Annotated in this window: 14 protein-coding genes, 2 tRNA genes, 1 rRNA gene and 2 pseudogenes; 10 read left to right on the forward strand and 9 right to left on the reverse strand. The window is 73.7% G+C overall.

Annotated elements, in window-relative coordinates; all coding sequences use genetic code 11:
- The first annotated feature begins 182 nt into the window (after positions 1-182).
- Positions 183-299 (forward strand): 5S ribosomal RNA (rrf, locus tag IPL61_10110).
- A gap of 734 nt (positions 300-1033) precedes the next feature.
- A complete protein-coding gene (locus IPL61_10115) occupies positions 1034-2878 on the forward strand; it encodes a PQQ-binding-like beta-propeller repeat protein (GenBank protein MBK9031668.1) in 1845 nt (614 codons plus the stop codon).
- A gap of 484 nt (positions 2879-3362) precedes the next feature.
- Here the strand turns inward: IPL61_10115 and IPL61_10120 are convergent, their stop codons facing one another.
- Positions 3363-8669, reverse strand: coding sequence for a hypothetical protein (locus IPL61_10120; GenBank protein MBK9031669.1), 5307 nt, complete (start codon positions 8667-8669; stop codon positions 3363-3365).
- Positions 8670-9472: 803 nt separating this feature from the next.
- Between IPL61_10120 and IPL61_10125 the strand changes: the two genes are divergently transcribed.
- The 4 genes from IPL61_10125 to IPL61_10140 all read left to right on the forward strand — a co-directional run bounded on the left by IPL61_10125 (position 9473) and on the right by IPL61_10140 (position 13477).
- A complete protein-coding gene (locus IPL61_10125) occupies positions 9473-9628 on the forward strand; it encodes a hypothetical protein (GenBank protein MBK9031670.1) in 156 nt (51 codons plus the stop codon).
- A gap of 888 nt (positions 9629-10516) precedes the next feature.
- Entirely contained in the window at positions 10517-11962 is a 1446-nt protein-coding gene (locus IPL61_10130; GenBank protein ID MBK9031671.1) for a hypothetical protein, read from the forward strand.
- Positions 11963-12443: 481 nt separating this feature from the next.
- Positions 12444-12821, forward strand: a complete 378-nt coding sequence (locus tag IPL61_10135) for a cation transporter (protein ID MBK9031672.1) — start codon at positions 12444-12446, stop codon at positions 12819-12821.
- Between the two features lie 11 nt (positions 12822-12832).
- Positions 12833-13477: a hypothetical protein gene (locus IPL61_10140; GenBank protein ID MBK9031673.1), complete on the forward strand. Its 645-nt coding sequence runs from the start codon at positions 12833-12835 to the stop codon at positions 13475-13477.
- 25 nt (positions 13478-13502) lie between these two features.
- Here IPL61_10140 and rny read toward each other — a convergent pair.
- The 3 genes and pseudogenes from rny to IPL61_10155 all read right to left on the reverse strand — a co-directional run bounded on the left by rny (position 13503) and on the right by IPL61_10155 (position 16142).
- Positions 13503-15056, reverse strand: a pseudogene (gene rny / locus IPL61_10145) (ribonuclease Y).
- Complete coding sequence (locus IPL61_10150) at positions 15053-15598, reverse strand: 5-formyltetrahydrofolate cyclo-ligase (protein ID MBK9031674.1); 546 nt, start codon at positions 15596-15598, stop codon at positions 15053-15055. Before IPL61_10150 ends, rny begins: the two are co-directional and overlap by 4 nt.
- Positions 15599-15800: 202 nt before the next feature.
- Positions 15801-16142 carry a PilZ domain-containing protein gene (locus IPL61_10155; GenBank protein ID MBK9031675.1) on the reverse strand — a complete coding sequence of 114 codons (342 nt, stop codon included), beginning with the start codon at positions 16140-16142 and terminating at the stop codon, positions 15801-15803.
- A gap of 130 nt (positions 16143-16272) precedes the next feature.
- Here IPL61_10155 and IPL61_10160 point away from each other — a divergent pair.
- From IPL61_10160 to IPL61_10170, 3 genes are all read left to right on the forward strand, one after another.
- Positions 16273-16344, forward strand: a tRNA-Lys gene (locus tag IPL61_10160).
- Positions 16345-16353: 9 nt separating this feature from the next.
- Positions 16354-16426, forward strand: a tRNA-Glu gene (locus IPL61_10165).
- A gap of 95 nt (positions 16427-16521) precedes the next feature.
- Positions 16522-17076, forward strand: coding sequence for an ankyrin repeat domain-containing protein (locus IPL61_10170; GenBank protein ID MBK9031676.1), 555 nt, complete (start codon positions 16522-16524; stop codon positions 17074-17076).
- 103 nt (positions 17077-17179) lie between these two features.
- Here IPL61_10170 and IPL61_10175 read toward each other — a convergent pair.
- From IPL61_10175 to IPL61_10195, 5 genes and pseudogenes are all read right to left on the reverse strand, one after another.
- Positions 17180-17800 (reverse strand): annotated as a pseudogene (locus tag IPL61_10175) (PEGA domain-containing protein).
- A complete protein-coding gene (locus IPL61_10180; protein ID MBK9031677.1) occupies positions 17797-19302 on the reverse strand; it encodes a type II/IV secretion system protein in 1506 nt (501 codons plus the stop codon). The pseudogene IPL61_10175 and the gene IPL61_10180 overlap by 4 nt, the downstream one beginning before the upstream one ends.
- A gap of 155 nt (positions 19303-19457) precedes the next feature.
- Complete coding sequence (locus IPL61_10185) at positions 19458-19880, reverse strand: hypothetical protein (GenBank protein ID MBK9031678.1); 423 nt, start codon at positions 19878-19880, stop codon at positions 19458-19460.
- A 1394-nt stretch (positions 19881-21274) separates the two neighbouring features.
- Positions 21275-22951, reverse strand: a complete 1677-nt coding sequence (locus IPL61_10190; protein ID MBK9031679.1) for an adenosine deaminase — start codon at positions 22949-22951, stop codon at positions 21275-21277.
- A gap of 90 nt (positions 22952-23041) precedes the next feature.
- Complete coding sequence (locus IPL61_10195; GenBank protein ID MBK9031680.1) at positions 23042-24055, reverse strand: hypothetical protein; 1014 nt, start codon at positions 24053-24055, stop codon at positions 23042-23044.
- Between the two features lie 172 nt (positions 24056-24227).
- Here IPL61_10195 and IPL61_10200 point away from each other — a divergent pair, with 172 nt between their 5' ends.
- Entirely contained in the window at positions 24228-25685 is a 1458-nt protein-coding gene (locus IPL61_10200) for a dicarboxylate/amino acid:cation symporter (protein MBK9031681.1), read from the forward strand.
- Positions 25686-25817: the final 132 nt, after the last annotated feature.

A 25817-nucleotide genomic window follows, 5' to 3' on the forward strand; every position in this document is an offset into this window, starting at 1 on the left:
CCGACCCTCCACGGTCGGGGCGGCACACGAATCTTCGGGTTCGTGGCGCGCCGGGACATAGGCCAGGTCGGTCAGTCATCTATCGATTCGCATCACAAGGCTGGCGACCCCACCCGGGGCGCAGCCGTCCAGACGAACCTCGAACGTCAGCACATCGTTTGCTCGTGCTTCGGTATTTTTTTCCCGGCGGCAATTCCGGAGAGGCCACACCCGTTCCCATCCCGAACACGGAAGTTAAGCTCTCCAGGGCCGATGGTACTGCAGGGGCAACTCTGTGGGAGAGTAGGTCGCTGCCGGGGTCTTTTTGCGCTGGTCTCAGGACATGTCCTGGGCTGGTCACAGCCCGCATCTAACGATGCGGGCTGTTTTCTTTTTTCGGTTGGAGCGGCTTGGGCTCCGGCTTGGGCTCGGGCTCCGGATCGGGCTCCGGATCGGGCTCCGGATCGGGCTCCGGATCGGGCTCCGGATCGGGCTCTGGCTCGGGCTCCGGCTCCGGGTCCGGCTCGGGCTCCGGCTCGGGCGCCGGCGCCGGCGCCGGCCTTCGGCCTGGTGGAGATGGTTGCCCGGCGAGGGTGTGGCCGAGGCGCAGGCGGTGGCGCACCCATGGGCCGTGCTCAAACATGCCTCGCGCTGACGAGATCCCCGACCGAGTGCTCCTGCGGTCGTCGGCGTTGCTCGAGGTGAGCTCGTGGGCGCTGCGGAACTGCGCGCGGCCCATGGGTGCGTCACCTGGCGCCTCGGAGAAGCGCTGGCCACCGTTTGACCGCTGCGGCCCGGCACGCGAAGCGTGGGGACAGGCTCCTGGGTCGCAGGTGCGCGAGATCGCGAGGGAATTTGGAGCTGGCGCGGCGGAAAAAGGGACAGGCTCCTGGGTCGCAGGTGCGCGAGATCGCGAGGGAATTCTGGGCTACCGCGGCGGAAAAAGGGACAGGCTCCCGGAAAAGGGGACAGGCTCCTGGGTCGCAGGTGCGCGAGATCGCGAGGGAATTCTGGGCTACCGCGGCGAAAATGGGGACAGGCTCCTGGGTCGCAGGTGCGCGAGATCGCGAGGGAATTCTGGGCTACCGCGGCGGAAAAAGGGACAGGCTCCTGGGTCGCAGGTGCGCGAGATCGCGAGGGAATTCTCGGCTACCGCGGCGGAAAAAGGGACAGGCTCCCGGAAAAGGGGACAGGCTCCTGGGTCGCAGGTGCGCGAGATCGCGAGGGAATTCTGGGCTACCGCGGCGGAAAAAGGGACAGGCTCCTGGGTCGCAGGTGCGCGAGATCGCGAGGGAATTTGGAGCTGGCGCGGCGGAAAAAGGGACAGGCTCCTGGGTCGCAGGTGCGCGAGATCGCGAGGGAATTTGGAGCTGGCGCGGCGGCAAAGGGACAGGCTCCTGGGTCGCAGGTGCGCGAGATCGCGAGGGAATTTGGAGCTGGCGCGGCGGAAAAAGGGACGGGCTCCTGGGTCGCAGGTGCGCGAGATCGCGAGGGAATTCTGGGCTACCGCGGCGGCAATGTGGTTGGCTGCGGCGAGCGGTTCGAGCGGGGGGCGCGGTATGCTGGCAGCGTGCGCGCCATCAATGTCCGTTGTCCCAACTGCGGCGCGAGCCTGACTGTCGACGACGGCGCCTCGTCGGTGGCGTGCCAGTACTGCGGCACGTCGGCTCGGATTCAGACGCGCAGCCGGGTCTTCCAGGTGCCGCGCGCGTTGCCCCTGGCGCAGGGGCCGATCGCGCGCCAGCCATTCAACAGGGCCGTGCTCATCGGCCCGATCTTGTTCTTGGTCATCGCGGCCGCGGTCGGGGTGTCAGTCGTCGTGCGGGCGCCGCGCCGGGCCTCGCCTGCGGCGGCCCCGCAGGCGCCGCAGCCCGGTCAGAGCGTGAGCGTCGAGGCGCCGCCGCCGAAGATCTACCCGGACACCTGGGCCACCGGCTTTCCGCTGATCACCGATGTCGACGGCGACGGCGGCGACGACATGATCGGCCTCACGCGCAACGTCCACGACGGCGACCGGGGCCAGATCGGCGCGTTCTCGGGCGACACGGGCGCACCGCTTTGGCGCGGCGACCCCATCGGCACCTACAGCGAGTCGGTGCAGAACACCCTCTACCTCGCCGGCGACCTGATCCTGATGGCGACGCCGGCCGGCGAGCTGCGGGCGTTCGCGCGCGCCGACGGCGCTCCACGCTGGACCGCCGCGCTCGGTGAGCGGATCAACGTCGCGTGCGTCATCGGCGACCAGGTCGCGGCGGCGGTCGTCGGCACCAACGATCGTCGCTGGCACACGGTCGCGCTGGTCGACGGCGAGCAGGCCGATGCCGCGGCGCCGCGGCGGGTCGAGCCCCGCGACCGCACCCGCACGTCGCTGGCCTGGGTCGAGGGCAAGCTGCCGGCGGGGACGTGCGTGCCGCTCCCCTCGAACGACCGCAACGCCATGCCCGGCCTCGCCACGGCGGACTCGTGGTCGAAGCTGCCGAAGATCGAGGGCATGTCGGTGGTCCGGCTCGTCCGCCGTGGCGAGGGCCCGATCGTCGCGGTCGGCCGCAAGTGGCCGGGCACGGGCGTCCCGATGCTCGCGGTCCTCGACGGCCGCACCGCTCGCTGGACCACGGTGGTCCCGGACGCCAACCCGCTCGAGGCCCGCGCCGACGATCACCACGTCACCGTCGGCGCCGATGCGGTCTTCCAGGTCTGGGAGGGGAAGGACGGCCCCCACCTCACCGCCTTCGACCTCGCCGACGGACGCCGGCGCTGGGACGTGGCCCTCGACAAGGACCAAGCCCGCGTCGTCATCGGGGCGGTGATCGTCGGCGCCCGCGTGGTCGTCGCGGGGTGGGGCGGCCTTCAGGCCTTCGGCGTCACCGACGGCGCGTTCGCCTACACGCTCGGCGGCTGACGCGATCCGGAGCGCGCGGCCTGCGATCGTCGGCGGTTGCGCGCGGCGGCTCGGCTTCGGGGACCGGCTCCTGGGTTCCAGGTGCTCGAGATCGCTATGGAATTCGAGCGTACCGCGTCAGGAATGGGGACAGGCTCCTGGGTTCCAGGTGCTCGAGATCGCTATGGAATTCGAGCGTACCGCGGCCGGAATGGGGACAGGCTCCTGGGTTCCAGGTGCTCGAGATCGCTATGGAATTCGAGCGTGCCGCGGCCGGAATTCTGCCGCGGTAGGGCGGAATTGGTCATCGATTTCGGGCAGTTGCGACCCAGGAGCCTGTCCCCAATCCTGCCGCGGTAGGGCGGAATTGGTCATCGATTTCGGGCAGTTGCGACCCAGGAGCCTGTCCCCAATTCGGCCGCGGTAGGGCGGAATTGGTCATCGATTTCGGGGAGTTGCGACCCAGGAGCCTGTCCCCAATTCGGCCGCGGTAGGGCGGAATTGGTCATCGATTTCGGGTGGTTGCGACCCAGGAGCCTGTCCCCGGGAGGTCGATGTCGACCTGGTGCTCGTGCTGGTCGTCGAAGAGGGGGATGGTGTGGTCGGGCTGGAGGGTGCCGTCGCAGACGACGCGGTGCGTGCCGCGGTGGTTGCGGACATGGATGTGGAAGCAGGTGGCGCGGTGGCGGTAGTGGAGCTCGAAGCCGTCCCAGGCGTCGGGGAGGAGGGGCTCGACGCGCAGGCGATCGACCTCGAGCTGGACGCCGAGGAGCGACTCGAGGATGAGCCGGTACATCCAGGCGGCGGAGCCGGTGTACCAGGTCCAGCCGCCGCGGCCGGCGTGCTGCGGGTTGGTGTAGACGTCGGCGGCGACGACGTAAGGCTCGACCTTGTACACGTCGATCGCCGCAGGGGTGTCGCCGTGGTGGACCGGGTTGATGAGGCCGAACAGCTCCCAGGCCCGTGCGCGATCCCCGGCGGCCGCGAACGCCATCGCGGTCCAGACCGCGGCGTGGGTGTACTGGCCGCCGTTCTCGCGCACGCCGGGGACGTAGCCCCGGATGTAGCCGGGCCGGAGGTCCGAGGTGTCGAACGGCGGATCGAACAGCTGGATGAGCCCGAGATCGCGCCGCACCAGGCGCTCGTCGACGGCGGCCAGCGCGCGCCCGGCACGCTCGGGGTCGCCGGCGCCCGACAGCACGGCCCAGCTCTGGGGCAGTGAGTCGATCTGGCACTCGGCGTTGGTCGCCGAGCCCAGCGGCGTGCCGTCGTCGAAGTAGGCGCGTCGGTACCAGCCGCCGTCCCAGCCCTCGGCCTCGATCGCGATCCGGACCTGCTCGGCGCGGGCGACGCAGGTGTCGGCGAAGGCGTCGTCGGCCCGGGTCCGGGCCAGCGCGGCGAACCGGGTCAGCACGTCGTGGAGGAACCAGCCCAGCCACACGCTCTCGCCCCGGCCGTGCTCGCCGACCCGGTTCATGCCGTCGTTCCAATCGCCGCTGCCCATCAGCGGCAGGCCGTGGGCGCCGAACCGCAGGCCGTTGCGGATCGCCCGCACGCAGTGCTCGTACAGCGTCGCGGTCTCCTCGGCTCGGGCCGGCAGATCGTAGTAGCTGTCCTCGTCGTCCTTGACCTTGCGGCCGTCGAGGAAGCCGACCTGCTCGTCGAGCACGCCGGTGTCGCCGATGGTCGCGACGTACCGGCAGACCGCGAGCGGCAGCCACAGGTAGTCGTCGGAGATGTGGGTCCGGACGCCGCGGCCGAGCGGCGGGTGCCACCAGTGCTGGACGTCGCCCTCGCGGAACTGGCGCGCGGCCGAGCCGAGGATGTGCTCGCGGAACAGGGCGGGCTGGGCGTGGATCAGCGCCATCGCGTCCTGGAGCTGATCGCGGAAGCCGTAGGCGCCGCCCGACTGGTAGAAGCCGCTGCGGCCCCACATCCGACAGGCCAGCACCTGGTAGAGCAGCCAGCCGTTGGCCAGGAAGTCGAGCGCGGGATCCGGCGTCTGGACGTGGACCGCGCCGAGGGTCCGGCTCCAGGTGGCCCAGACCTGCTCGAGCGCGGCCCGGGCCGGCCCGACGCCGCGGAAGCGGTGCACCAGGTGGCCGGCGTCGCCGAGATCGCGGCCGGAGCCGAAGGTGAACGCGACCTCGCGCGCCTCGCCGTCGCCGAGCTCGATCACCGTCTGCATCGCGAGGCAGGGGTCGAGCGCCGCGCCGACCATGCCCGACAGCCGGGCGGCGCTCATCGCCGCCGGGCGGGCCATCGTGCCGTTGCGGCCGAGGAACGAGGTCCGATCGCCGGTGACCGCGCGCTGGTCCTCGCTGCAGTCGAGGAACGCGACCCGGGCCGCGAACTCGGTGTTGTAGGCGTTGCGGGCCATCAGGCCGCGGCTGCCGCTGTCGAGCTCGGTGACCACGTGCGGCAGGTTGGTGGTCCGGTTCGCGCCCAGGACCAGCTCGAAGTAGCCGGTGAGCGAGACGCGGCGGGGCCGGCCCGACTCGTTGCGCAGCTTGATCACGACGAACTTCACCGGCGCGTCGGTGGCGACGAAGGTGGTGAGCTCGCTCGCGAGGCCGTAGGCGGTGGTCTCGAACACGCTGTAGCCGAAGCCGTGGCGGGTCGCGTAGACCGAGGCGGCGCCCGCCGGCAGCGGCGTCGGCGACCAGCACCGGCCGTCGTCCTCGTCGCGCAGGTAGAAGGCCTCGCCGCTGACGTCGGTGACCGCGTCGTTGTGCCAGGGCGTCAGGCGGTAGCTGTGCGCGTTCTCGCACCAGGTGTAGGCGCCGCCGCTCTCGCTGACGACGGTGCCGAACCACGGGTTGGCGAGCACGTTGACCCACGGCGCCGGGCTGCGGGCGTCGCTGCTGGTGGTGATGACGTACTCGCGGCCGTCGGGGGTGAAGCCGCCGACGCCGTTGAACCCGACGAGGTCGGGGCGCTCGACCGGCTCCGCGGCCGCCGGCGCGCGTTGCAGCCTGGGCGCGACGCGGCGGTCGCCGCCGCGCAGCAGCGGCGTGGCGGCCTCGGCGCGGACCCGGCGGTCGAGCAGCTCGGCGATCGAGGCGCCGCTGTCGCTGACGATCAGCCGGGCCACGGTCTGCATCAGGACCTTGTCGTCCTCGGAGATCTGCTCGCCGCGGCGGACGAAGATGCCGCCGGGGCGATCGATCAGGCTGCTGTCGGTCACCGCGGCGATGACCGCGAGGATCTCGTCGTGCAAGACCTGGCGGTAGCCGGACGGGTCCTCGTTCCAGATCACCAGGTCGGCGGCGACCCCCTTGAGCCGCCAGTAGGTGTGGGCCCGGACCAGCTGCCGGATGAGGTCGAGGTGGGCGACGTCGGCGATCCGGACCAGCACGATCGGCAGGTCGCCCGAGATCGAGTACGCCCACAGGTTGGCCTGGCCGCCGCGGTTGCGGGCGATCAGGCTGCGGGGCGCGCGCAGGATCGGGTTGGCGTACAGCACGCTCGAGGCCAGGCGATCGTAGAGCTGGGTGTCGAGGTTGGAGGCGTCGAGCCGGCGCTGCACGACCCGGCCGTGGGTCCACGACAGCTCGAGCACGCGATCGGGCGCGTGCCGGTCCCGGTACTTCTCGATCAGGTGCAGCGCGCCGGCGCGGGTCTCGCTGACGCCGGTGGCGACGTGGAAGCGCGCGGTCGCGTCGGGCGCGACCACGATCCGGCCGCGGATCGCGACGATCGGATCGAGCACCGCGCCGGCGCTGTCGGTGAGCCGGTCGCGGTACATGGCCACCGGATCGGTCACCGAGCGGCCGCGGCCGAGGAAGGCCGCGCGCGAGGTCTCGTACGACACCGGCCCGGCGCCGGCGCCGTGCAGGGTCAAGAGGTGGAGCATCCACGGCGGCTGGTCGTCGCCCGAGCGCGGTCGGCGGGTGGCGAGGATCGCCTGCTGGTCGGCGACCAGCTCGGTCTGGACGAACAGGTTGCTGAACGCGGGGTGGGCCGCGTCGGCGGCGGCGGTGGTCAGCACCACCTCGGCGAAGGTGGTCAGCTCGATCGTGCGCGCGGTCCGGCCGCGGTTGGTGACCGTCACCCGGCGCAGCTCGACGTCGTCCTCGGGCGACACGCTGATCTCGACGTGGGTCTCGAGGTCGCCGTCGGTGCGGCGGAACTCCGCCCGGCCCGGGGCGTAGATGGCCTCGTAGCGATCGGCGGCGACCAGGGTCGGCTGGTGGGCGACCGACCAGAACCGGCCGCGGTCGACGTCGCGCAGGTACCCGAACGAGCCCCAGCAGTCGCGGGTCGGATCCTCGTGCCAGCGCGTGACCGCGAGGTCGCGCCACCGGCTGTAGCCGCCGCCGGCGTTGGTGATCACGACGTGGTAGCTGCCGTTGGACAGCAGGTGGACCTCGGGGCTGGGCGTGTTCGGCGTGGTGTAGACCCGCAGGTCGTGCTCGGCGTCGGCCGCGGCCGCGCCCGCGGACGAGACCTCGGCCGGGTGCGGGTTGATCCGCGCGACCTGCGGCACGCGCTCCTGCAAGAGCAGCTCGGTCGCGCGCACCGCCGGATCGGCGACGAACCGGCGCTGCATCGGCCGATCGAGCAGGACGTAGGCCAGGGCCAGGAAGCTCATGCCCTGGTGGTGAGCCATGAACGACCGGATGGTCACGTGGCTGGCGCCGGGCGGCAGGCGGGCCGGGGTGTAGTCGATGGCCTCGTACAGGCCGTGGGCGCCGAGCTGGCCGTCGGCGATCAGCCGGCGCAGGTTCTCGGTCGCGGCCCGCGGCGCGACCATCAGCCCCATCACCGTCGAGTACGGCGACACCACGAGGTCGTCGCCGAGCCCGCGCTTGAAGCCCAGGCCGGGGACGCCGAACGATCGGTACTGGTAGTTGAGCTGCGCGTCGGTCTTGTTGTAGCCGGACTCCGAGATGCCCCACGGCACGCCGCGCTCGCGGCCATACTCGATCTGGCGCTCGACGATCGCGGTGCAGGTCTGATCGAGCAGCGTGCCGTCGTACGTCGGCATGATCAGCAGCGGCATCAGGTACTCGAACATCGAGCCGCTCCACGACAGCAGCGCCGGCTGGCGGCCGGCGGTCGTGAGCTGGCGTCCGAGGCTGAACCAGTGCTCCTGCGCCAGCTTGCCCTGCGCGATCGCGAGGAAGCTGGCGAGCCGGGCCTCGGACGCGAGCAGGTCGTAGTTGCCGGGGTCGAGCTGGTGGTCGGCGACGGCGTAGCCGATGCTGAGCAGGCGGCGGGCGGGGTCGTAGAGGAACTCGACGTCGAGGTCGGCGAACGCCCGGCAGCGGCCGGCGAGCGCGGTGAGCTCGGCGGCGCGCTGATCGGCGCGCGCGGTCGCCAGGTCCGGGTCGGCCGGCGCGAGCCACGCCCGCTCGGCGCGCGCGCGCGCGCCGTCGTCGACGAGGGCCTGGGCCCACGCGCTGGCCTCGGGATCGTCGTGCGCGTCCACCAGCTCGCGCAGCGCGTCGGCCTCGACGGCGAGCTGGGCGAGCTGGGCGTCGGCGGCGGTGTCGGCGTCGTCGACCGCGTCCGGGACCGACCCCGCCGCGGGCTGCAGCCCCGCGCGCGCCCGGGCGATGGCCTCGGCGACCTCGGGCCAGGCCGCGGTGGTCTCGGCGAGCACGTCGAGGATCGCGCCGAGCCCGCGGACCAGCGCGGCGCCGCGGGGCGCGCGCGTGGCGGAGCTCGTCGAGCCCGCCGGCGAGCGTGAGCAGGTGGCCGGCGAGGTTGCCGCTGTCGACGGTCGAGACGTAGCGGGGCAGCAGCGGCGCCAGCGTCGTGGTGTCGTACCAGTTGAAGAAGTGACCGCGGAAGCGCTCCATCCGATCGAGCGTGTCGAGCGTGCGCGTGGTCCGCACGATCAGCTCGCCGGCGGTGACGTAGCCGAAGTCGTAGGCGGCGAGGCTGGCGGTGAGCGACAGCCCGATGTTGGTGGGCGACGTGCGGTGGGCCACGCCGAGCGGCGGCTCCTCCTGCACGTTGTCGGGGGGCAGGTAGTTGTCCCCGGCGACCACGAAGGTGGTGAAGAACCGCCAGGTCCGGCGGGCGAGCCCGTGCAGGAACAGCTCCTCGGTCGGTGACAGCGCCGGCTGGGCGCGCGCGACCGGTCGGCTGAGCCACCACGCGAACACCGGGGCCACCGCCCACGCGGCCAGCACCAGCGCGGCCGGCGCCAGCGCGGCCGGCGCCAGCGCGGCCAGCACCCCGGCCGAGCTCAGGGCCACCGCCGGGCCGACCCAGCCGGCGACGAACGCGCCGCGCAGGGTCGGCGGGCCGCCGCGCTGGGCGTCGGCGTTGGTGCGCCACTGCAGCAGGTGTTGCCCGGTGACGAGCATGCGGCCGGCGGTGCGGAAGATCGCGTCGAGCGACAGCAGCGCCTCGAACGGCAGGCTGGCCAGCGCGAAGGCCTCGCGGCCGAGCTGCCGGGCGAGGCTGCGCGCGGTGTCGCGGAGGTGGCGGCCGCGGGCCTGCTGCTTGGGGCGCCGGGCGAGCGCGGCCGCGCTGACCAGCAGGCCCGGCACGACCAGGATCGCGACCACCGCCAGCGTCGCGCCGAGCGCGGCGCCAGGCTGCGTCCAGCCGATCAGCACCAGCGCGAGCAGCGCGATCGGCACGACGCTGCGCCGGAGGTTGTCGAGCACCTTCCACTGCGACAGCCCGGAGATCGGGTTCCGGTACGAGGCCTTCGCCCCCGGCACGCGCCGCCGCAGCCACGCCACGATCTGCCAGTCGCCGCGGGTCCAGCGGTGGCGCCGGTTGACGTCGGCGGCGTGGGTCGAGGGGTAGTCCTCGATCAGGATCACGTCGCTGACCAGGCCGGCGCGGGCGTACGCGCCCTCGAGCAGATCGTGGCTGAGGATGTGATTCTCGGGCAGCCGGCCGGCCAGCGCGCGCCGCAGCGTGTCGACGTCGTAGATGCCCTTGCCGACGAACGAGCCCTCGTCGAAGACGTCCTGGTACACGTCCGAGACCGCGCGGGTGTACGGATCGATGCCGGGCTCGCCGCCGAACCAGCGGGCGAAGCGCGAGCGGGCGATGCTGGCCATGCTGGCGCCGACCCGGGGCTGCAGGATCGCGTAGCCCGCGGTGACCCGGCCGAGCGCGTCGTCGAAGTGGGGCCGGTTGAGCGGGTGGGCGAGGGTCGCGGCCAGGAGGTGGGCCGCCTCGCGCGGCAGCGCGGTGTCGCTGTCGAGGGCGATCACGTACCGTACGCCGGCGAGCCGGTCGACCGGGCCGACGACGGTGTCGAAGCGCGCGAGGTCGCCGCGCAGCGCCTCGTTGAGCTCCTCGAGCTTGCCGCGCTTGCGCTCCCAGCCCATCCACAGCCGCTCGCGCGGGTTCCAGCAGCGCTTGCGGTGGAGCAGGAAGAAGCCGCCGTCGCCGGGGTAGCGCGCGTTGAGCGCGTCGATCGCACCGCGCGCGCGCAGCAGCAGCGCGGCGTCGCCCTCGGCCTGCTCGGTGGCGGCGTCGCGGAAGTCGGTGACGAGCGCGAAGCCGAGGTTGGGGTCGCGGTTGGCGAGGAACCGGATCTCGAGCGCCTCGACCAGCTCGTCGACCTCGGCGGCGTCGGTGAGCATGGTCGGGACCGCGACCAGCGTGCGCTGGGCCGCGGGATGCCCGCGCGAAGTCGAGCCGCGGCAGCACCGCCGGATGGATCAGCATCGTCGCGGCCCAGTGGACCAGCGCGATCGCGATCTGGCTGGCGCACAGCGCGAGCACCGCCAGCCACGCGATCGCGAGCCAGCCCCCGTGGCCGAGCGGGACCAGCGCGGCCAGCCCGACGGTGGCGGCGGCGGTCGCCAGGACGACCGCGCCGCCGTAGGCGGTGTGGCGGGCGCGCTGGAGCCCGCGTCGGAGCCGCAGGCGCACCGGGCGGCGCATCCCGGCGACGCGCTCGAGCTCGCCCCGGCCGCGATCGATCAGGAACCAGCCGACGTGCGCGGTGCGGCCGGCGCCGGCGGCGGCGAGCGCCAGCGCCGCGCGCGCGATCTCGACCTCGGTCAGGGCGCTGCGCCGGGCGATGTCCTCGACGACGTGGCGGTAGCGGTCGCGGGTGGCGAAGTCCATCGCCGGGTAGGCCCCGGCCGGATCGCCGCGCAGCGCGCGCTCGACGACGCTCATCGACTCGACGAAGACCCGCCAGTCGGTGGCGACCAGGAAGCGCAGGCTGCCGATGCTGTTGCCGATCGAGACCTGATCGGCGGCCTGGGTCTGGCTGGCCTGCTGGAAGACCTGCTCGATGGTCTGGCCCTGTTCGGCCAGGCGCTGCTCGAGCCACGCCGCCGGGAGCGCGAGCGCGGCGCCGTGACCGCGGAGGCGGCTGGCCAGCTCGGCCAGGAACGGATCGGTCAGCGCCGGCGCGTCCTCGACCATGTCGGCCAGGACCAGCACGACCTGCGCCGGATCGCCGAGCCCGACCTCGGTCATCCGCTCGACCCAGCCGGCGGCGCGCTCGCGGTCGCGGCGGCCGGCGGCGACCGCGGACACCACCCGCCGCAGGTTCTCGAGCAGCGCCAGACGCAGCATGATCGGGATCGCCCACAGCTCGCCGAGGCGCAGCGGCGCGATGACCTGGTACGCGCCGATGAACGCGCTCAGCCCGTCGCTGTCGACCCGCCCGTGGGCGTGCGAGATCAGCTCGAGCGCGAGGTCGTAGACCCGGGGCGTGTCGGGGCGGGCGGCGTTGGCGAGCCGCGGCAGCTGGCGGCTGTAGGAGCGCGGCAGGTGCAGGCGCGCGGTCTGGATCTGCTCCTCGATCAGCGGGTAGTTGTCGATGAACCACTCGGCGGCCGGCGTGATCCGGCGGCCTCGGGCGACCGCGTCGGTGATCAGCGCGTAGGCGTCGGCGAGCGCGGCCTGGTTCTCGCCGAGCCGCGCCAGCAGCCGGTCGGGGCCGCGGCGGCGCGCGACGTCGAGCTCGTGCCAGCCCGCCATCTTCGTCGCGTGGCGGGCGAGCTGATCGACGCTGAACAGCTCGGCCCGGATCGGCGCGCGCGCGCCCGCCGGGTCGCGCGCCCCGTCGACCGAGGTCTCGCCCGGCGGCGACCGTGGCTTGCGGTGTCGTCTCCCCCGGCGCCGCCGCCAGCACGCTCACGGACGATCGCGATTCATCTCCGGTAGATACCCCGCGAATCCGGCCTTGTCTGACGCAAAAGATTCGTGGCTTCGTCATTGACGGCGACGCAGCGTCGGTGGTCGACGGGCGCCGTCGACGGTCGTGGCGCGCTGTCGACGGTCGCCGCGCGTCGTCGCGCGTTGCCGACGGTCGCCGCGCGTTGTCGACGGTCGCCGCGCGTCGTCGACGGTCGCCGCGCGTCGTCGACGGTCGCCGCGCGTTGCCGACGGTCGCCGCGCGTCGCCGCGCGTTGTCGACGGTCGCCGCGCGTCGTCGACGGTCGCCGCGCGTTGCCGACGGTCGCCGCGCGTCGTCGACGGTCGCCGCGCGTTGCCGACGGTCGCCGTGCGTGCCGACGGTCGCCGTGCGTGCCGACGGTCGTCACGCGGCGCCGCCGGTGCTGACGGCGCCGGGTGCGCCGCGGCGGGTGTCGCGGTCGCCGGGGCCGGGTCCCGGGCGCCGACCTGATGTATATACCCGGCCCCGATGGCGACGCCTGCCTCCCCGATCAAGGCCGTGCTCGCGGCGCTGGCCGCGAACCTGTTCGTCGCGATCATCAAGCTGATCGCGTTCCTGCTGTCCGGCTCGGGCGCGATGCTGTCGGAGGCGATCCACAGCGCCGCGGACACCGGCAACCAGCTGCTCCTGTTCTTCGGCCTGCGCCGCAGCGCGCGCGAGGCCGACGACCGCTTCCACTACGGCTACGCCGGCGAGCGCTTCGTCTTCGGCATGCTGTCGGCGGCCGGCATCTTCTTCGTCGGCTGCGGCGTCACCGTCTACCACGGCGTCACCGCGCTCCAGCACCCGCACATGCCCGAGCTGAGCGCGGTGACCTTCGTGGTGCTCGGCGCCCCTCGTTCGTGATCGAGGGCGGCGTGCTGCTCTACGCCATCCGCACGCTCGCCCGCGGGCGCGGCGAGCTGCCGTTCTTCCAGTACGTCCGCGAGCGCGCCGACCCGGCGACGGTCGCGATCCTGCTCGAGGACGGCGCCGCGGTGCTCGGCCTGCTCTTCGCGGGCGGCGGCATCATCGCCGCCTACGTCACCGGCGATCCGGCCTGGGACGCGGTCGGCTCGATCGTGGTCGGGGTCGTGCTCGGCGCCGTCGCGGTCCACCTGGTGTTCGCCAACCGCGAGCTCTTGCTCGGGCGCTCGGTGCCCGAGGGCATCGAGGACCGCTTCACCGAGATCCTGCTGCGGCGCCCCGGGATCCGGGCGGTGCGCGACGTCAAGACCCGGCAGCTCACGCCGGAGCTGTTCACGTTCAAGGCCGAGATCGTGCTCGAGGACGAGCACCTGGCCCGGCTGCTCGACGGGGCCGTGCCGACGACCCCGGCGGCCCTCGACGGCGCCGCCCGGGCCCCGACGATGCGGCGGATCGCGACCGCGGCGATCCACGCGGTGGCCGCCGAGATCCAGGCGACCGAGCGCGCGGTGCGGGTCGAGATCCCGCAGGCGACGCACATCGATCTCGAGATCGCCGACCCCACGCCCGACCCCGACGACGCCGTCAAGATCTGAGCCGCCGGCGCGGCCCCGCCGACGCTCAGCGGGCGTAGTCGGAGGCGCGGGTCTCGCGCACGACCACGACGCGGATCTGGCCGGGGTACGACGACTCGGACTCGATCGCCCGGGCCAGGTCGCGCGACAGCACGATCGCCTGGGCGTCGTCGACCTGATCGCTCTGGACCATCACCCGGACCTCGCGCCCGGCCTGCAGCGCGAACGCCTTGCCGACGCCGTCGAAGCGCTGGCAGATGGCCTCGACGTCGTCGAGCCGCTTGATGTACGAGGCCAGGGTCTCGCGCCGGGCGCCGGGCCGGGCCGCCGACAGCTGGTTGGCGGCCGCGACCACGTGATCGAGGATCGACGTCGCGGGCACGGTGCCGTGGTGCGCGGCGATCGCGGACACGACCTTGGGCGACTCGCCGTGCTTGCGCGCCAGCTGCGCGCCGATGTCGGCGTGGTCGCCCTCCTGCTCGTGGTCGACGCCCTTGCCGATGTCGTGCAGGAGGCCGGCCCGGCGGGCCAGCTTGACGTTGAGGCCCAGCTCGCCGGCCATGATGCCGGCGAGGTACCCGACCTCGACCGAGTGGGCCAGCAGGTTCTGGGCGTACGACGACCGCATCTTGAGCTGCCCGAGCAGGCGCACCAGCTCGGGGTGGACCCGGTGGATGCCGAGATCGAACGCCGCCTGCTCGCCGGCCTCGCGGCAGACCTTGTCGACGTCCTTCTCGGCCTTGCGCACCACCTCCTCGATCCGGGTCGGGTGGATGCGGCCGTCGGCGACCAGCGCGCCGATCGCGAGCCGCGCGATCTCGCGTCGGACCGGGTTGAAGCACGGATCGTGATCGCCTCCTGGGTGTCATCGATGATCATGTCGATGCCGGTCGCCGCCTCGAGCGCGCGGATGTTGCGGCCCTCGCGGCCGATGAGCCGGCCCTTGAGGTCATCGGAGGGGAGGGGCACGACCGCGATCGTGCGCTCGTGCACGAACTCGCTGGCGTAGCGCTGGATCGCGGTCGCGATGACGGTCTTGGCGCGCGCCTGGCTCTCGCGCTCGGCCTCGTCGGTGATGGGCTTGATCTCGGCGGCGGCGGCGGCCTGGGCCTCGGCGGACGGCGTCCTCGAGCCGGGCCCGGGCGGCCTCGGCCGACAGGCCGGCGACCTCCTCGAGCCGGGTCTTGGCGGCGGCCTGGGCGGCCTCGGCCTTCTCGAGCGCGGCGTCGACCTGCTTGGTCTTGCCCTCGGCCGAGCGCTCGCGCTTGTCGAGCTCGGCGCCGCGGCGCTCGCCGTCCTTGCGCTGCCGATCGAGCTCGCGCTCCCGGGTGGTCAGGCCCTCCTCGCGCTTGCGCAGCTCGTCGCGCCGCTGCCGCAGCTCGTCGTCGAGCTCGCTCTTGCGCTTGGCGGCCAGCTCCTGGCCGGCCAGCTCGGCGGCCTTCTTGATCCCGGCGGCCTCGGCCTCGGCCGCGGTCCGCAGCTTGGCGACGGTCTCGTCGGCCACGCCGGCGTCGCCGGCGCCGCTGCGGCCGGCGCGCCCGAGCACGAGCCCGAGCACCGCGCCGCCGATGATGGCGACGATCACATAGACGATGGTCATGGGGGCGAACCTCGTCGGGCGCGCGCGGCGCCCGCGGACAACGCGACCTCGGTCGCGATCATGTGGACAGGCACGTCGTGGGGCGAGGGCGCCAGGTGGTCGACGAGCTGCAGCTCGAACACCAGGCCGATCCGCAGCGCGCCGACGCAAGCGGGGAGGGTGCGATCGTAGTGCCCGGCGCCCCAGCCGAGCCGGTTGCCGCGCCGGTCGAGCACCAGCGCCGGGACGATGACGGCCGCGAGGCGGTCGAGGCCGACCTCGGGGCACGCCTCGGGCGGCTCGGGGATCTGCCAGCGCCCGACCGGGACCAGGGCGTCGGGGCTCGCGAGCCGGAACTGCAGCGCCACCCGGCCCGGGCGCACGACCGGGTACGCCAGCGCGACCCCGCGGGCCAGGAGCCCGGCCGCGATCGCCGTGGTCGCGAGCTCGCCGCGCATCGCGCTGTAGAGCGCCACGACCGCGCCGGCCGGGACCTCGGCCAGCCCCGCCAGCGCGTGGGCGCAGGCGGCCGCGGTCGCGGTGGTCCGAGCGTCCCCGGACAAGGCCGCCCGCGCGGCCCGCCGCGTCCCGGGCGACCTGGCGCGTCCGTCCGCGCGACCGCAGGGTCAGCCACGGTGCCCTCGGGCCGCGCGATACGTCTGGCCGGGACCATGCTCGGCATCATACTTTCGGGCCCCCCTGGATCAAGCGAGCGCGACCAGCTTGCGCGCGAACCCGAGCTTTTTCGCAGCGATCCGCGGCGGCTCAGCGCGACGAGTGGGCCGAGAGCACGATGTTGGCGATCTGCCGCCGCGCGTGGTCCTCGAGGTCGTCGAACGAGAAGCCCAGGCCGCCGTGGGGCCCGGGATCGTGCCGGGCGACCCGCCCGCGCAGCACCAGCTGGCGGTCCCGGAGGTGGACCTCGACCACGCCAGCGGTGCCGATGTCCTCGGTGTGGAGGCCCGCGAAGAACAGCCCGTGGCGTGACAGGTCGGTCACGACCCCGTGGATCGCGCCGTGGACCGAGCGGTAGGTCGCGGTCAGGCGGACCGGGACACGCTCGGCGATCCGGCGGTCGGTCACGATCGACCACCCCGGGGCAGGCATCCCACGCTAGAGTCGGGTGCCGGGTACATCGCGCGCGAGGATAGCAAGCGCACCCACTGTTGCGAAGGTCCCTGGACGGGATCCTTGCAAGCGCCCCGGCCTTGGGGCAGATTGCGTTGCCCCGGAGCTAGGTCCCATAGCTCAGCGGTAGAGCAGCGGCCTTTTAAGCCGTTGGCCGAAGGTTCGAATCCTTCTGGGCTCACGTACTTACGACCCCATCGTCTAGAGGCCTAGGACACCTGCCTTTCACGCAGGCGACACGGGTTCAAATCCCGTTGGGGTCGCTTCTATTGGTGAACCAAGCCGCCTTCGCCACGCGCCCGCGCCCCGGCGCTGCCGGCGGCCGCCGTCGTCCGTGGCGCTGGTCTAGGCTACCGGCGTGGCGATCCATGACGATGTGGCGGCGGGCGACCTCGCCGCCTTGCGCACGTACCTCGGGGCCGGCGGCGACGTCGACGCGCGTGACTACCGGAGGTTCACGCTGCTCCATCGAGCGGCGGGGGTGGGTCAGCGCGAGCTGGTGGCGCTGCTGCTCGATCGCGGCGCCGACGCGCGCGCCCTGAACACGTATGCGGCCACGCCGCTCCACGAGGTCGCGGGCGGTGGCGGCCGGCGTCCTGCCGCCGCCCGCATCGCGATCGTCGAGAGACTGCTCGCCGCCGGATGCCCCATCGACGCACAAGACTCGACCGGTCGCACCGCGCTCTGGTACGCCGCCGCGACCTCGACCGCCGCGTGGCCGCCCGATGAGGCGCGCGTTCGCCTCGCCGTGCTCGATGCGCTGCTCGCCCGTGGCGCCGATCGCACCATCGCCGCGAGGGGTACGCAGGGCACGCCGCTCGACGCCGCACACGGCCGCCATCAGTCGAAGAAGTACGCGCGCGCGTGGCCCGAAGCGGTCGCGGTGCTGTCGCGACCGGCGCGTCGATCGTAGGCCGTAGCGGCACGCCGCGCGGTCGCCGTGTCGCGACGCCGACCCCGGTGCCGGCTTGCGGCGGGGCAATCAGCGGCCGGGGGGCGCGCGCGAGCGCCGGGGCGATCGCGAACACCAGATCGCGCTCGCATGTGACCGTCGTGCGCCACGGCGCGTGGCCGGTGGCGGTGAGCTCGACCGTCACCTGGGATCCGGTGAGGCAGGGGACGCTGGCGAGCAACGGGGTGGTGCCGCGCTCGACGCCATCGATGATCACGCGGGCGCCCGCTGGCGTGGCGTCGATCGAGAGGTAGGCGGTGGTGCCGGAGCCCGCGCGGGCCCAGGCATCGGCCGGGGCCTCGCGCGCCTGGCCGTCGCGCGCCGGGCGGAGCAGCCGCGCCCTGCGGTCGAGCGCGTCGTGGATCGCGGGGTAGAAGAAGGCGGCGGCGAGCAGGAGCGCCAGGACGGCGGTGAGGAGGCGGGCGGCGTCGAGGCCGCGCCCGGGCGGGCGCGCAGCGAGGGTGCGCGTCGGGGCGGCGTCGGGCGGCGCCGCGGCCAGGAGGTCCGCGGGCGACGCCGGCAAGGGCGATACGACCGCGGTGGCGGTGGCGGACGGCTTCGGCTCTCGCTGGTAGCGCTCCTGGATGTACAGGATCTCGTCGGCCCGGCCGAGCTGGACCGGGTCGTCGCCGGGCGAGCCCGCGCCTGCACCGCCATCGGCCGCGCGCGGATCGCGGTCGCTCATCCGCACACCCGGAGGACCTCGCGCAGCGAGGTGGCGCCGGTCCGGACGCGCTCGATGCCGGCGTGGAGGAGCGGCACCATGCCCTGGCCCTCGGCGGCCGCGTGGATGCGTGGGGTCGGCACCTTGGCGTTCACCAGCTCGCGGATCGCGGGCGTCACCTCGAGCAGTTCGTAGATCGCGGTCCGCCCGAGGTAGCCGGTCCGGTCGCACTTGGGGCAGCCGCGCGGGGCGTAGAACTGCTCGTCGGCGATCCCCGCGAGCTCGAGGCGGAGCCGCTCGTCGGATGACGGCGGCTCGAGGACGCGGCAGTGCGGGCACAGCGACCGGACCTGTCGCTGGGACAGGCAGGCCAGCGACGCCGAGGCGAGGAGGAACGGCTCGACGCCCATCTCGATCAGGCGATTGAACACGCCGGCCGCCGAGTCGGCGTGGACCGTGGTGACGATCTGGTGGCCGGTGAGGCCGGCCTGCACCGCGATGTGCGCGGTCTCGCCGTCGCGGATCTCGCCGACCATGATCACGTTGGGATCCTGGCGGAGGATCGAGCGCAGGCCAGCGGCGAAGGTGAGCCCGACGTCGGGCTTCACCTGGGTCTGGGTCAGGAACGGCACGTCGAACTCGATCGGGTCCTCGATCGTCGCGATCTGCGTGGTCTCGCCGCGCGAACGCTTGATGTGCGCGAGCGACCCGTAGATCGTCGTGGTCTTGCCGCTGCCCGTCGGTCCGGTGAGGAACACGATGCCCTGGGGCCGCGTGAGCATCATCCGGTAACGCTCGAGCAAGCGCTCGGGCAGCCCCAGCGCCCCGAGATCGGGGAGCGCGAGCCCGATGTTGGCGACGCGCAGGACCGCGCGCTCGCCGTGGTTGGTCGGCAGGACCGAGATGCGGAAGTCGACGGGGTTGCCCGCGACGGTGAGCACGAAGTGTCCGTCCTGCGGTTGGTCGGCGCGAAACGTGATCAGCCTCGCCATCACCTTCAGCCGCGCCACGAGCTGCTTGTGGTGATGGCGTGGGCACGTCATCACCTCGTGCAGGACGCCCTGCACGCGGAACGCGATGTCGGTGCCGGCCGCGAGCGGATGCAGGTGGACGTCGCTGGCGCCGATGCGGACCGCGCCCGTGAGCATGGCGTCGACGAACGCGACCATGTCGGGCTCCTTGGCGTCGGTCAGGCGCCGGAGCTGACGGCGCAGATCGATCAGGACCTCGTGGACGACGTCCGCGGCCAGCGCTTCGATCGTCGTCGGGGGGAGCGCGGGCGCGGTGGGGCGGGTGGCGGAGGGGCGCCGGCGCTTGAGCGCGAACCCGGCGAGCCCCGCGACCACGAACCCGATCCCGGCCCCGACCACCGCGCCGTCCGCCGCGCGGTCCGCCGCGTAGCGCTGCGCCTGGCGCCCGGCGGCCGACGCGCTGCTCGGCCGGTACGCGCCGACGAACGCGGCCACGCCCCCAGTGACCACGAGGACCGCCAGCGTCCAGGTCGTCCAGATCGCCGCCCGCATCGACGGAATCTACCGGAGCAGGTGGCCCGGCGCCAGCAGCTCGCCCGTCGTGCCTCCACCGCGCGGCCGCGAGGTTCGACGGTCGCGAATCGCGCCCCATCGCGAAGTGCCGGACGAACGGCCCGGACCCTTGATCCGCCGAGATCGCGGGCGCTTCACCGCCCAGTCGTCCGGGTGGAAGCCTGGGGCTGGCGGCGGCGATCGTCGACAAGCTCGAACCTTCGGCGCACGCGGCGCGGCACCGGCGCCGGACGACCGGGCACCGGCCCGTCGCGCATGATCGTGAGCCGGCGCGATCCTGGCCTCGCGCGCAGGGCGAGCGCGACGGCGCGTCCAGGCACGTCATGCCGCGCTGATCGACCTCCTCCGCGGGTGATCGTGGTGCCGTCGAGGATCACCGGGCAGTTGCGCGTGCGGTCGCCGGTGGCGCCGCCGAAGCGGAGGGCGTCGGTGCCGGCGCCGGCCTTCGACGCGCCGACCACGTACGCCGCGTGGGCGCGGATCGTCGCCACGGCCGACGCGTCGCTGGTGGTGATCGTCGCGGTGTAGCCGCCGTCGATGTCCTCGGCCAGCGCCACCGTGGCCTAGCCCGGGTAGGCCGGCATGTCGGCGACGTCGGCCGCTTGACCCCGCGCCGGTCGGGCCCGGGCCGGTGCAGCTGCCGGAGCACGGCCCGGCGCGCCGCCGGTCGATGAGTCGGGCGTCGACCGCGAAGGCGATCGCGGCCAGGAGGATGCCGGTCATCAAGACTGAGAACTTCCTCCGCTGCAGCCTGCCGACGCACGGTCGCGCGGGCCGATGCGCGACGAGTCGGTCGAGCCGCGCGTCGAACACCGGCATCCGGCCGCGGCCCGAACTTCGAGCAAGCGGCCGGGCCGAGCTCGGCGAGTTATCGCGTCGCGGCGCCGGGCGATCGAGCGCGGGGCGGCGCGGCACCTCGACCGGGTCGGCCACCGTGAGGTCGCCGACGCCCAGTCCGACCTGGCGACGGCAGCTCGCTCCAGTCGGCGCAGCGCGCGGGGCGCCGCTGGCCGCGGCCGGGGCGTCGACGACCAGCGCCGGAGCGCCACGCGGCGAGAGCCGCGGTGACTCGTCGCGGATCGGCGGATCGACGACCACCCGGCGCCGAGGACGAGGTGATGATCGCGGTAGCGGCGCGCGACCAACGGTCGCGCCACGCGCCGACGCGGTCGCAACGGCCGCGTGGCGACCTTGAACGCGTAACGGTCGGGGTGGCGCCATCGATGGACTCCGGCACGAGCTCGGCCGAGCGGACCTGCGAAGCGGCACGACATCGATCGCGACGGGACGATCGTCGAGACGCGGTCGCCGTCGACCGTGCGGACCCCAGGCCGGGGTGGAGCACCGGCGCCACGGTCCTGGCGGTGCTGCAGCCACCGAACGCCGGCGGCGATCTGCCGAGCGACGGGGATCGCACCGATCTCGGGCGCGCGGGCCAGGAAGGGCGTCGGCGTCGGGAGCGTTCCGGGACAGGCGGTGACGCGCACGGCGAGCGCGCCCATGACGAGCGCAGATCGGGTTGGCGCCTTGCGCACGATGCGGATTGCAACGCCGCGCCCGGGGCGCGGGCCATCCCTGCGGCGGCCGGGCATCAGCGTCATCGAGCGATCGCGGTGGTCCATGACCCGCGGCGGGGACAACGTGACAGCACGCTCGTGGCGCCCGGGCCATGACCTGCGCGGGCCCTGGCGACGGCGAGCCCGCGGTGACAGCACCGGGCAGACGCTCAGGATGGCGCGCGCCTTGCTCCGCGGGGGCCAGGAGAGTCCGGGCGGTGGTCCTCGGCGGCTGGCCGCCGACCTGGTCGGCGCGGTCGGTCCGCGCGATGGCGCGCGCCGGCCGCGGCTGCCCACGACGACGTGGTCCGCGGGGACGCGCAGCGACCATCCTCGGCGCCGGCCCCTGAGCCCGGGCCCGGGCCGCAGTGGCGAGGGCGCGCCGGCGGCGGACCTCACGCCCCGGGCTGGCTGCGCTCGAACGACAGGAACCGGCGCTCGAGCTCCCACTGCAGGCGGGCGCGCTCGCTGGTGTCGAGGAACTGCTGGCAGGCGGGCGCGGGCGGGCCGCCGACGGCGACGGTGGCGGTGGCGGCGCAGGCGGCGACGGGGGCGACGGTGGTGATCGAGGTCCAGAGGCTGGGGCCGGGGGCGAAGGCGTGCTCGAGGCTGGCGCGGGCCATGGCCTTGAGCTGGCGGTAGGTCAGGTGCTGGTCGAGCGCGGCCCGCCGGTACTCGCCGGCCAGGCTCGAGCGCGACACGCCCTGATCGTCGGTCGCGAGCGCGACCGGCACGCCGCGCGCGAGGTACGCGGCCAGCGGGTGGGCGGCGCCGCTGACCTCGAGGATCTGGTCGTTGCTGCTCAGGCAGATCTCGACCAGCACGTCGCGGTCGCGCAGCAGGTCGAGCAGGCCGGTGGCGTCGGTCTCGGACAGGACGTCGAGGCCGTGGCCGATGCGCGTGGCGTGGCCGACCTCGACCGCGCGGCGGATGTGGAAGGTGTTGGCGGTGCTGCCCGGCGGCAGGAACGCCGGCGTCAGCTCGCCAGCGTGGAGCGTGACCTGGAGCGGGCTCACGCCCGACTCGGTGTACTGGTGGTACAGGAAGTCGAGCATCGCCATGTGCAGCTCGTAGTTGGTGAGCGCGGCGCTGTCGTCCTCGGGCGACGACAGGTTGGCGCCGACGATCTGGCCGGTCGCGCGCGCCATCTCGAACGCGCCGACCAGCTGGCCGAAGATCTGGTCGTTGGCGCCGGTGCGCGAGACCTGGGCGACGAACCGCATCGTCACGTCGCAGGCGCTCGGGGGATCGATGCCGTCGCAGCCGAGCGCCGCGCGGTAGCCCGTGGTCGCTGAGGTCACGACCGCGACGTCGGCGGCGACCCGGCTCGCGAACAGCGGGTCCGCGGTCAGCGTGGCGTAGAAGGTCGGCAGATCGGCGGCCGTGACCGTGCCCGCCCAGTCGGCCGCGGCCAGGGTCCCGACGTTCCGGGCCAGGTTGAACATCGTCTCGACGTAGAGCTGGTTCTCGCTCGCGGCCCGGGTGGCGACGTCGGCCAGCTCGTCGTCGCGGTGGGCGCCGGCGATCGCGCCGAACTTGCCGAACGTCGCGAAGAAGTGGTCGTGGCCGGACTGGGCGCCGGGGACGAAGCCCTCCATCGACCACGCGGCGACGATCTGATCGTAGAACGCGCCGCTGACCGGGGTCGGCAGGTTGGTGGTCGAGCACTGGCCGGCGAACACCGCCGCGAACGTGGTCGCGTTGATGCAGTTGCCGTCGGCGCGGGCCCAGTCGAGGAAGGTCTCGGCGTAGACCGCGCCCGACAGGTGGTTGTGCAGATCGGCGCCCTTGGGCACGCCGGCGAGGAACACCGTCAGCGCCAGCGGATCGCCCAGGACCGCGTCGAAGCGATCGGCGGCGCGCTGCTCGGCCTGCGCCGCGCACTCGACCGGAGTGGCGCACGCCGGCGGTGCGGCGTCGGGGTCCGGCCCCGCGTCCGGGGGCAGCGCCGCGTCGCGCGACCCGGCGTCGGCCGGCGTGTCGGGCGTGTCATCCCCGCCGCACCCGACGAGCGCGGCGATCACCAGCAGCGCAGACCAGCGAGACGCCGCGACCCGGACGACGGAGGACATGGGGCGGGACCCTACACCGGCCGCCGCCCGCGCCGCGCGGACAATCGTCGACCGGTGGCGGTCAGCGCGCGCGGTGATCGCGCCCCCGGGTCAGGCCGCGGCGGCGGCGGCGGGCGCGACCGACAGGTGGTCGGTGTAGCGGGCGGTGGCGCACGCGTGCCAGTCGTAGTTGCCCTGCATCCAGCGCTCGAGCAGGTCGAGCGCGGCGCGGTCGTGGTCGGTGGCGGCGCGCACGATCAGGTAGCCGCGGACCACGTCGTCGCACGCGCGGCAGGCGGCGTGGAAGGCCGCGGTCTCGTCGAGCTGCTCGTGCTCGGCGAGGACCCGGATCAGGTTGGACGGCTCGCCGAGCGCGCGCTCCTTGGGCCACGAGAACACGTCGTTGATCCACGACACCGACAGGTTCGCGGCGCGCGCGAGGGGGCGCAGCGACGGCGGCAGCGTGCGCCCCTCGACCGCGAGGCCGAGCGCGACGCACGCGTCGACGGCGCTGAACGCGACCCGCACGTCGGCGTAGTCGGCCACCGACGTGAAGCCGTCGCGGCGCCGGCGGGTCTCCTCGACCACGCCGTCGAGGTACGCGTCGAGTTCGTCGAGGTACGCGCCGGTCGGCGCGCCGCGGGCCTCGAGCCGGCGGGTGAGGTCGGCGAGGGCCGACGCCACGGCGTCGAGCCCCTCGCGCCGGCGCGCGGGCGGGCGCCCGGAGCGCGCGGCCAGGCGGAGCCCGTCGATCGCGGCCTGGGCCCGCGCCGGGTCGCGGCACACCGCGTCGCGGCCGGTGTCCATGCGATCGTCGAGGACGAAGAGCGCGGCGATGAAGTCGGCGGCGAGGCGCAGCGCGTCGCGATCCTCGCGGTGGTAGACCCGCCCGGCGAGCTCGTGGAAGCGCGCGCGCTCGAACGTGCGGCGGCTGCGCTGGTCGAGCAGGCCGTGATCGCGGAGCCAGGCGAGGTTGCCCTCGGCGATCGCGTCAGTGTCGGGGTGGCGGCCGCTCGCGAACGGCAGGAAGAACCCGTCGCGCAAGGGCGCGAGGCCGGGCACGGCGACCTGGACCGGACGGGCGGTCGCGGGCGCGAACGGTGGCTGCGGGAGAGCTCCAGGCATGATCGGTCCTCGGCGGTGGGCGGTCACAGGCGCGGCGCGACACGCGGCGCGACGACCTGCTCACCCCTGACGTGACCGCCGGCGCGATCCGGTTCACGCCGATCGCACGTCGCCGCGCGATCTGGGCGACGGCCCCCCGCCGCGCCCCCGCGAGGCGGCCTACACTGCCCCGATGACCGAGGCGACCTCTCCACCGGCTCCGGGGGCCGGTCCGGGGGCCGGCTGGCGCTTCTGGCGCTGGCAGCTCCACTCCCAGGTCTTCCTGGGGCTCCTGCTCGGCGCGGTGGTCGGGCTCGGCCTGGGGCTGCTCGCGGTCGAGCGGATCCCCGGCGACACCGAGGCGGCGCAGCGGGGCGTGGTCGGGGTCAAGGCGGTGCGCGGCACGATGCCGTTCGCGCTGATCGCGCTGGTCGGCGAGATGTTCTTGAACGCGCTGTTCGCGATCACGATCCCGCTCATCACCACCAGCATCCTCCTGGCGGTGACCCGGATCGGCGGCAACCGCGACTTCGGCCGGCTGGGCGCGAAGACCCTGGGCTACTACCTGATCACCAGCTTGATCGCGATCCTGACCGGGCTGGTGCTGGTCAACCTGTTCACCCCCGGCCTGTCCCACGGGGTCGGCATCCTCGAGGGCCAGGACCTGTCGGCGTTCCAGGGCGAGCAGGGCGAGGTCGCGCGGCGGGTCGCGGGCAAGGAGCTCGGCGACTTCCTCGGGATCTTCCGCAGCATGATCCCCAACAACCTGTTCGCGGCCGCCACCGAGGGCAACTTCGTCGGCCTGATCGTCGTGTCGATCGTGGTCGGCTACTTCCTGGCGCGGCTGGTGCCCGAGCGCCGGCGCGCGCTCGAGACGCTGGTCGAGGCGATCTACGACCTGAGCCTGATGGTCACCCACGTCATCCTGCGGCTGGCGCCGATCGGCGTCGCGTGCCTGATCGCGCGGACCTTCGCCGAGCAGTACGCGACCCTGTGGCCCGACGCCCGGTTCGCGTCGTTCCTGGCCGGCATCGCCACGTTCGCCGCGGTCGCGTTCGCGGCGCTGATGGTGCACTTCCTGGTGACGATGCCGCTGGTGCTGCGCTTCGTCGCCCGGGTCAACCCGGTGCGGCACTACCGGGCGATGGCGCCGGCGCTGGTGACCGCGTTCTCGACCGCGAGCAGCTCGGCCACGCTGCCGGTCACGATCGACTGCGTCGAGAACCGCGCCGGCGTGTCGCCGCGGATCGCCGGCTTCACGCTGCCGATCGGCGCCACCTGCAACATGGACGGCACCGCGCTCTACGAGTGCGTCGCCGCGATCTTCATCTGCCAGGCCTTCGGCGTGCACCTGTCGTTCGGGCAGCAGGCGGTCGTGGTCATGGTCGCGCTCCTGACCAGCGTCGGCGTGGCCGGGGTGCCGTCGGCGTCGCTGGTGGCGATCGCGATCATCCTGCGCACCGTCCAGGCCCAGCTGCCCGACGGCCCGCAGCCCGACCTGATCCTGGGCATGGGCCTCTTGTTCGTGTTCGACCGCCCGCTCGACATGGTCCGGACCGCCGTCAACATGTTCGGCGACTCGGTCGGCGCCGTGACGATCGCGCGCTCCGAGGGCGAGACCAGCGTGCTGACGCCGCCGCCGCTGACCTGACTGCGACGCGGGTCGTCGAGGCTCAGGGCCTGTAACTTCTTCGGTCGAGCACCGGTCCCCGCGCCGGGAGCTGCGCGTCTCGCCTGGGGCCCCGTCGGGGCCTGCCCCCGAGGTACCAACGCGATCCGCGCG

It is taken from the genome of Myxococcales bacterium, from assembly GCA_016717005.1.
GTDB lineage: Bacteria > Myxococcota_A > Polyangia > Haliangiales > Haliangiaceae > UBA2376.